Source organism: Streptomyces triticisoli, assembly GCF_003270085.1.
GTDB classification, from domain to species: domain Bacteria; phylum Actinomycetota; class Actinomycetes; order Streptomycetales; family Streptomycetaceae; genus Streptomyces; species Streptomyces triticisoli.
Genome location: NZ_QFDQ01000243.1, coordinates 1 through 7,923 on the forward strand (window position 1 = coordinate 1; position 7,923 = coordinate 7,923).

The following is a 7,923-nucleotide window of genomic DNA, read 5'->3' on the forward strand; positions in this document are numbered from 1 at the left end:
GACGCTGCTCCGCCGGGTCGGGTCCGGCGTCCGCGGCCGGGCGGCCCGGGGCCGCGCCCCCCTCGGCGGAGGGCGCGGCGGTGTCGTGCCGGGTGGCCATACCGGTCACTTCTCCAGGTTGTTGTCGATGGTCTTGGTGGCCGTGGCCCAAGCCGCCTCAGGGGACTTGCCCTTGGCCACCAGGATGACCCCGTTGTCGGTCAGGCCCTGCTGGATGATCTGGTCCTTCGGGCCGATCGACTGGACCGGGATGGAGTTGGCGGCCTCGGCGAAGATCTTGCCGATGGGCGCGTCACCGGTCATCTCGTTCTTCGCGCTGGTGACCCCCGAGCTGCTGTAGGCGGCCGGCGCGCTCGGGAAGCTGCCCTGGACGGCGAACAGCTTCGCCTGCTGTTCGGGAGCCGTCAGCCAGGTGATGAACGCCGTCGCTTCCTTGGCGTGCTTGGCGCTCTTGGGCACGGTCAGGAAGGTGCCGCCCCAGTTTCCGGCCTTCGGCGCGGCGGCGACGTCCCACTTGCCGACCGCGTCCGGCTGCGACTTGCCCTTGAGGTAGCCGAGCATCCAGGGCGGGCAGGCGATGGTGGCGAACTTGTTGTTCGCGATCGTCTGGTCCCAGGCCGGCTGGAACTGCGTCTGCGACTGGAGCAGTCCCGCCTGGGCGGCCTTGGCGGTCAGGTCGAAGGCGGCCTTGACGGCGGGGTTCGTCTTGTAGACGACGTTGCCGGAGGAGTCGTAGAACTTGTCCTCCTCACTGCTGAGGATCGCGTTGATCAGGCCACCGGGAGAGTCCATGAAGTAGGTGCCCTGGGGTGCCTTCTTCTTGAAGTCCTTGCCCACCTCGACGAACTTGCGCCAGTCGCCCGCCCACAGCTTGCCGACCTCCTCGCGGTCGGTGGGCAGCCCGGCCTGCTGGAAGAAGTCCTTGCGGTAGCAGACCGCCATCGGGCCGATGTCGGTACCGAGGCCGATGACCTGGCCGTCCTGGGTGGCGGCCTGCTGCCACTTCCAGCCCAGCCAGTTGTTCTTGTCCACGCCCGGGGCCTTGGAGAGGTCCTCGAACTTGTCCGCCTGGGTGGTGACGACCTCGGCGATGTTGCCGACCTCGACGGCCTGGACGTCCATCAGACCGCTGTTGGTGGTGAGGTGGTTGACGAGCGCCGGGTAGTAGTTCTCGTTCCGCTCGACGACGTTTTCCTGGATCTTGATGTCCGGGTGCAGCTTCTCGTACTCGGCGTAGAGGCCGGCCTCCTTGAAGCCCTGGGTGCCGAAGAGGCCCAGCGTGATCGTGGTCTTGCCGCTGCCACTGCCGCCGCCCGACGAGCCGGACTTGTCTCCGCTGTCCTTGGAGCAGCCGGCCAGCAGCCCGGCGCCCAGCGACGCGGCTGCCGCCAGGACCACCGCCTTGCGGGCGGGGGAAAATCGTGCTCGCATTGCGTCCTCCTGTTGCCCTGACGTGCCGACCCCCCGGCCAACTGCATGGTTGGGCCCGTCGTGTGTGCGCTGCGGCTCGGGCGGGGAACGTGCGGGTTGTGTATGTGTCAGGTACTGTGGGAGCGCTCCCACAGGTGATGTGTTGAAGAGTTGCGGGTTCGGGCGGGGGTGTCAAGGGTGTGAGCGAGGACAAATGCGTTCAGTTATCGTCCTGTTAACCAACGCGGGGAGCCGGGAGATCGCCGTCCCGGGAGGGAGGGGCCGGCCCGTCCGGACGGCCGCGCGAGGCCGCCCGGGGGACCCCCGCGCGGCCGTCCGCGGAACCGGAACGACGGCCTTCGGGGACGACCCCCGTCCCAGGGCGACTGTTAGATTCCAGGCCAAGGCGGTTTTGACAGCGGAAGGGCGGAGCCAATGGCAGGCGCAGGCCACGGAGCGCGGGGCCGGAGCGGCGGTCGGCCGACCCTCGAAGAGGTCGCCGCGCGGGCCGGCGTCGGCCGCGGGACCGTCTCCCGGGTGATCAACGGCTCACCCCGGGTCAGCGACGCCACCCGCGCCGCGGTGGAGGCGGCGGTCGCCGAACTCGGCTACGTCCCCAACACGGCCGCCCGCGCCCTGGCCGCCAACCGCACGAACGCGATCGCCCTGGTCGTCCCCGAGCCGGAGACCCGCTTCTTCGCCGAGCCGTACTTCTCGGACATGCTGCGGGGCGTCGGCGCCGGACTGTCGGACACGGAGATGCAGCTGCTGCTGACCTTCGCCGGCAGCGACCGGAAGCGGCAGCGGCTGGCCCAGTACCTGGCGGCCCATCGAGTGGACGGCGTCCTGCTGGTCTCGGTGCACGCGGACGACCCCCTGCCGGAGATGCTGGACCAGCTGGAGATCCCGGCGGTGATCAGCGGCCCGCGCTCGGCGGGGGAGACCCTGACCTCGGTGGACTCCGACAACTACGGCGGCGCCCGCTCGGCGGTGGAGCACCTGATGGCCCGGGGGCGCCGCACCATCGCCCACATCACCGGGCACCTGGACGTCTACGGCGCCCAGCGCCGTGTGGACGGCTACCGCGACGCGTTGCGGGACGCGGGCCGGGAGGACGACGAACTCCTCGTGGCCGAGGGTGACTTCACCGAGGAGGGCGGCCGCCGCGCGATGGCCCGCCTGCTCGCCCACCGCCCCGACCTGGACGCGGTCTTCGCCGCCTCCGACGTCACGGCGGCCGGCGCCCGGCAGGTACTGCGCGAGGCGGGCCGCCGCATCCCCGACGACGTGTCCCTCGTCGGCTACGACGACTCCGCCATCGCCCGCCACATGGACCCGCCCCTGACCAGCGTCCGCCAGCCCATAGAGGAGATGGGCCGTGCGATGATCGACCTCCTCCTGACGGAGATCGCGGACCGCCGCCCGGCCGCGTCCCGCGGTCTGGAACGGCGGCAGGCGGTACTGCCCACGGAGCTGGTGGTGCGGGCGTCGTCGTAGGGGGCGACCGGGCGCGGCGAGGGACGGGCGGTCTGCTGTCCTCCCGCTCTCCGTCTCCGTCTCCGTCCCCGTTTGCCGGGCCGTCTCTCGACGGCCCTTCTCGACGGCCCCTCTCAACGGTCTCTCTCAACGGTCTCTCTCAACAGCGGGTTCCCGGGGTCGATGTCGCCCCCGGAGGCCCGGTTCCGCAGGCCTCTGAACCCGCAAGTGATTCCCCCGGCATTTGGAGGCACCCTGATGCGGTGACGACTGACCAAACGGCGGCCGGGGCGTCGTCCGGCATGCGGCCGTGGCGGTTCGTGGTGTGGTTCGGCACGGTCAGCATGCTCGCCGACTTCGTCTACGAGGGCGCCCGCTCGGTCACCGGGCCGCTGCTGGCCTCGCTGGGAGCGTCCTCCCTGGTCGTCGGGCTCGTCACCGGTGCCGGTGAGGCGGCGGCGCTGGGGCTGCGCCTGGTCTCCGGCCCCCTGGCCGACCGCACCCGCCGCTTCTGGGGCCTGGCGATCGCCGGATACGCCCTCACCGTGGTGTCCGTGCCGCTGCTGGGCGTGGTCGGCACGCTGTGGGCGGCCTGCGTCCTGGTGATCGCCGAGCGGGTCGGCAAGGCGGTGCGCTCCCCGGCGAAGGACACACTCCTCTCGCACGCCACGGCCGCCACCGGGCGCGGCCGCGGTTTCGCCGTGCACGAGGCGCTGGACCAGGTCGGCGCCCTGGTCGGCCCGCTGCTCGTGGCCGGCGTGCTCGCGCTGACCGGGGGCGAGTACGGGCCGGCGCTCGGCATGCTCGCCGTACCCGGCGTCGCGGTGCTCGGACTGCTGGTGTGGCTGCGCGCCCGGGTGCCGGACCCGGAGGCCTACGAGCGAGACGCGCCGGCCACGTCGCCGGTGCCGCCGGACGCCCCGGGCGGACGTCTCCCGGCGGTGTTCTGGACCTACGCCGCCTTCACCGCGGTCACCACGACCGGGTTCGCCACCTTCGGCGTGCTCTCCTACCACCTGGTCGAGCGGCACCTGCTCGCCGCCGCGTGGGTGCCGGTGCTGTACGCGGGGGCGATGGCCGTGGACGCCGTCGCCGCACTGGCCACGGGCTGGCTGTACGACCGGCACGGTCCCCGGGTGCTGATCGCCCTGCCCGTGCTGACCGCGGGGGTGGCGGGGCTGGCGTTCAGCAACACGGTCGCGGTGGCGGTGGCCGGGTCGCTGGTGTGGGGGGCGGCCATGGGCATCCAGGAGTCCACCCTGCGCGCCACGGTCGCGGATCTGGTGCCCAGCGGGCGGCGGGCGACCGCGTACGGGCTGTTCGCCGGTGTCGTCGGCGCGGCGAGCCTGACCGGCGGCGCGCTGACCGGCGGCCTGTACGGCTACTCGATCCCCATGCTGATCACGGTGGTCGTGGCGATCCAGGCCCTCGCCGTGGTGCTGCTGGCCGTCATGCGGACCAAGCGACCCTGACAGAAGAGCGACGGCTTCGGGGCGGGACCCATGGGGCGAGGTGGTCTCGTTTGCTGATCGAATCAGCCAACTCTCCACCCGACGCTCCCTGTTCGTAAGGTTCGTCCGTCATGCCGCATCGGGCTTGAGCACCATCCCCCGCCGGAGCCCGTCGAAAGGTTCCGGCCGCGCAGGGTGATCGAACGCTTGATCGTCACCGTGCGGGGTCCCTACCTTGTGGCTCGACCAAGCAGGCGTTCCGGCGACGGGGTTGCCGATGGGGTTCACGTGCGGCGCACCGCCGGTCGCCGCTGTGACGCCCGCACGGTGAGTGACCGGTGGCCGTGCGGGCGACCGGGCGATCAAGGAGAGACCGTGAGCTCAGACGGCCAACCGCCCATGCCTGCTCAGCCGGTGGCGCGCAGAGCGTTTGTCGTTGCTGTCGCACTGACGGCGGTGGCAGCCGTGCAACAACTGCTCATCGCTGCCGGAATGGGCGGCCGGCTGCCGGGCTGGCAACCGTGGCCCTACCTGCTGGGGGCCGCTCCTGCGTGGCTCCTCGCACGCCCTTACTGGCAGCGGGCCGACAGCTCGGTGTGGCTCAAGTGGATTGGCCGGCTGCGGCGCATTCCCGTATGGGCGTATGTCCTCGGAGTGTTGTCCCTGGCTACCGGTGTGTGGGCCGCTCTGCAGGATCACGAACCGTACATCGGCCATGAGGAAGCGGTTTACGCCAACAAGGCCCGCTCCTGGCTGGACGGCAGTCCCGATGCCGGCTGGGGCATCTACCGGCCCTTCGGGCTCCCCGCCCTGGGGCGCATCGCGCTCGCCCTGCACGAAGACGTGGGTTCCCTGCGGGTGGTCGCGTTGCTCCTCGGTCTGTTCACGCTCATCGTCACCTACGTCATCGCCGCTCGGTGGACCACACCACGGAGGGCCGTCGTGGTCCTGCTGCTGGTGCTGAGCGGACTCGGCTTCCTGCGCCGGTTTCCGGAGTTCCTCAACGACATAGGCAGCACCGGTCTTCTCCTGATTGTTGTCTTTCTGCTCGTGCACGCACAGGAGAAGGAGAATTCGCGGGCACTGCTCGGCGTGCCCTTCGTCGTGCTCGCCGCGTTCTATCTGCGTTACGGTGTGGTCGCGAATCTCGTGGCGATCACTCTTGCGGCAGTCCTCGCCTATGGCCCACGCGCATGGCTCGCCCGGTGGCGGCACCTCTCCTTCGCCGCCGTCGTCCTCTTCGCGGGCCTGATACCGCATCTCCTCCACGCCGTGCAGAGCACCGGGCAGCCGCTCGGGGTGATGCTTTCGGCTACCGGCCAGGCCAACCGTGCCTACATGGGCGACGGACTTGTTTACTACCTGCTGATATTCCCGTACCGCCTGGCCGGCGACCTGGGTGCGGTCATCATGGCCGTCGGTTTGTTCTCCGCGTGGGCCGCTTTCCGTGGCGCCTGCCGCAACCGCCGCGCAGGAGGGAACCGAACGCGGGTGGAGGATCGGCGACGTATGTTCCTGGGGAGCGCCGCCGTACTCATCTTCTGCGTCCTGGGTCTCACCAGTCACGGTGAGCCGCGTTTCGTCTACCTCCCCGTCGTGCTCCTCACCATATTGGGTGTGCAAGCCGTGGCCGAAGCGACCGGCCGCTGGTCCTCACGGGTTCTCGCCGCCGTGGCCGCCCTGGCCACCGTGACCGTCGCGGGAACCGCTCAGGTCGTGGCCCACGGAGCCATGTCAGGACCGACCGACCTCAGCCGCTCCACCGTTCCGGTCGCTCAGCAGCTCTCCGCCGACGGCCCATGTCTCCTGGTCACCGGTTATGAGCCCGAAATGGGCTGGTACTCCGGATGCGACGCCGTCACTTACGCGCAGTACCGCGAAATGAAACGCCCTCCTGAAGTAAGGACGAGCTTCGTGCTCTTCGAGCGCGGGCGCCTGCAGCCCGGTCCTGTTGAACTGAAGCGGCTCATCGCAGGTCGCGACACGGACGTCCGACGCATCCCGACGGAGGGCTCCATAGGCGCGGCAACTGTTGTCACGGTGCGGTAAGCGTGAGGTCAGCTTCCGCTGACGCCGGCAGGGTGCGCAGGCGTCCGGGAGGGAGCCCCGCTGTCCGGCGGACCGCGCGGGTCATGTGGGACTGGTCGGTGCAACCGAGTTCCCGCGCCAGTCCCGCCAGGTCGCGTTCGCCCTCGCTGAGGCGGTCCAGGACCCGGGCGAGGCGCAGCCGGTCGCGATGGGCGGAGAGCGTGATCCCGACCGGCGGGCGGTCGCAGCGGATCCACGGGCCTGTGCCGCGCCCGGCACGGGCCGGCCGAGGCGAGGGGCGGGCCCGGGTACCGCTGGAAGAGCCCGGAGTGGGCCCCGCACCCTGCGGGGGTACGCAAGAGGCCGGTGACCCTGCTGCAGGGCACCGGCCTCCTGGCGAAGGGTGAGTGACGGGACTCGAACCCGCGACATCCTGGACCACAACCAGGTGCTCTACCAGCTGAGCTACACCCACCATGACCGGTCGGAGGGGACCTTGTGGTTTCCCTGACCAGCCGAGAAAGAGTGTACAGGGTCCGGCGGGGTGCTCGCGCACGGGTTTCGCGGCGCCCCCTCGTGGGGCCGGGTCAGCCTTCCTGAGCAGGCAGGATGTGCTTCGCGGCGATCGCCTTGGCGGTGTCGGAGTCGGGGCCGGGCGGCGGCACGAAGACGGCCTCGCGGTAGTAGCGCAACTCCGCGATGGACTCGCGGATGTCGGCGAGGGCGCGGTGGTTGCCGTTCTTCTGCGGGCTGTTGAAGTAGGCCTTCGGGTACCAGCGGCGGGCGAGTTCCTTGACCGAGGACACGTCGACGATCCGGTAGTGGAGGTACGCCTCCAGCGTCGGCATGTCGCGCAGCAGGAAACCGCGGTCGGTGCCGACCGAGTTGCCGCACAGGGGGGCCTTGCCGGGTTCCTTCACGTACTCCCGTACGTACGCCAGGACCTGTTCCTCGGCGTCCTTCAGCGTCGTACCGCCGGCCAGCTGGGCGAGCAGGCCGGACGCGGTGTGCATCTCACGCACCACCTCGGGCATCGTCTCCAGCGCGGAGTCCGGCGGCCGGATGACGATGTCGATTCCCTCACCGAGCACGTTCAGCTCGGAGTCGGTGACGAGGGCGGCCACCTCGATGAGCGCGTCGTCGGACAGCGAGAGGCCGGTCATCTCGCAGTCGATCCACACCATGCGATCGTTCATATGTCTAACCATACGGGGAGCCGGCCCGAGCCGAACCGACCGTGCGGCGTGGTTGTCTCCGACGGGGTCCGGGGCGCAGCCTCGGGGCGCGCAGCCCCGAGGCGGGACCTTGCAGCCCACCGAGTCGGGCGGGTGGGCGGGAAAGGAAGTCCCGCCCACCCGGCGGCAGCTACCCGCTCCGCTGCCCCGGCACGCTCGCCGACAGCGCCGCCGGCGCCCGGCGGGCCTGGTGGGGGACCTGGCTCTCCGGGTGGCGGTGGGAGGGGACGGGCAGGGGCGCCGTGGCGCCGCCCGTGGGCGTCGGGCCCGTGGGGGTGTCGGCGTCCGGCGGGCGGTCCGTCTGCGGGCGCCGCGCCCGGTAC

The 7,923-nt window shown here is 70.8% G+C and carries 6 protein-coding genes, 1 tRNA gene and 1 pseudogene; 3 read left to right on the forward strand and 5 right to left on the reverse strand.

All coding sequences use genetic code 11. The features are described 5' to 3' along the window. Positions 1 to 105 precede the first annotated feature (105 nt). On the reverse strand, positions 106 to 1,431 hold the full coding sequence (locus DEP02_RS28910) for an ABC transporter substrate-binding protein (RefSeq protein ID WP_112470628.1): 1,326 nt from the start codon (positions 1,429 to 1,431) through the stop codon (positions 106 to 108). A 414-nt stretch (positions 1,432 to 1,845) separates the two neighbouring features. Here DEP02_RS28910 and DEP02_RS28915 point away from each other — a divergent pair, with 414 nt between their 5' ends. From DEP02_RS28915 to DEP02_RS28925, 3 genes are all read left to right on the forward strand, one after another. Beyond that, positions 1,846 to 2,907, forward strand: coding sequence for a LacI family DNA-binding transcriptional regulator (locus tag DEP02_RS28915; RefSeq protein ID WP_112470629.1), 1,062 nt, complete (start codon positions 1,846 to 1,848; stop codon positions 2,905 to 2,907). 242 nt (positions 2,908 to 3,149) lie between these two features. Continuing rightward, positions 3,150 to 4,358 carry an MFS transporter gene (locus DEP02_RS28920; protein WP_232839317.1) on the forward strand — a complete coding sequence of 403 codons (1,209 nt, stop codon included), beginning with the start codon at positions 3,150 to 3,152 and terminating at the stop codon, positions 4,356 to 4,358. 354 nt (positions 4,359 to 4,712) lie between these two features. Continuing rightward, positions 4,713 to 6,386: a glycosyltransferase family 39 protein gene (locus tag DEP02_RS28925; RefSeq protein WP_232839318.1), complete on the forward strand. Its 1,674-nt coding sequence runs from the start codon at positions 4,713 to 4,715 to the stop codon at positions 6,384 to 6,386. On the opposite strand, the gene DEP02_RS35710 is transcribed toward DEP02_RS28925, so the two are convergent. The 4 genes and pseudogenes from DEP02_RS35710 to DEP02_RS35055 all read right to left on the reverse strand — a co-directional run. Beyond that, positions 6,373 to 6,807 (reverse strand): helix-turn-helix domain-containing protein, encoded by a 435-nt coding sequence (locus tag DEP02_RS35710; RefSeq protein ID WP_369123211.1) that lies wholly within the window; start codon positions 6,805 to 6,807, stop codon positions 6,373 to 6,375. The genes DEP02_RS28925 and DEP02_RS35710 overlap by 14 nt on opposite strands. Then, positions 6,768 to 6,840: transfer RNA gene (locus DEP02_RS28935), tRNA-His, on the reverse strand. Before DEP02_RS28935 ends, DEP02_RS35710 begins: the two co-directional genes overlap by 40 nt. Positions 6,841 to 6,952: 112 nt before the next feature. Next, complete coding sequence (orn, locus tag DEP02_RS28940; RefSeq protein ID WP_112470633.1) at positions 6,953 to 7,561, reverse strand: oligoribonuclease; 609 nt, start codon at positions 7,559 to 7,561, stop codon at positions 6,953 to 6,955. Positions 7,562 to 7,730: 169 nt separating this feature from the next. After that, positions 7,731 to 7,923: pseudogene (locus DEP02_RS35055) on the reverse strand (AraC family transcriptional regulator); the annotation flags it as partial.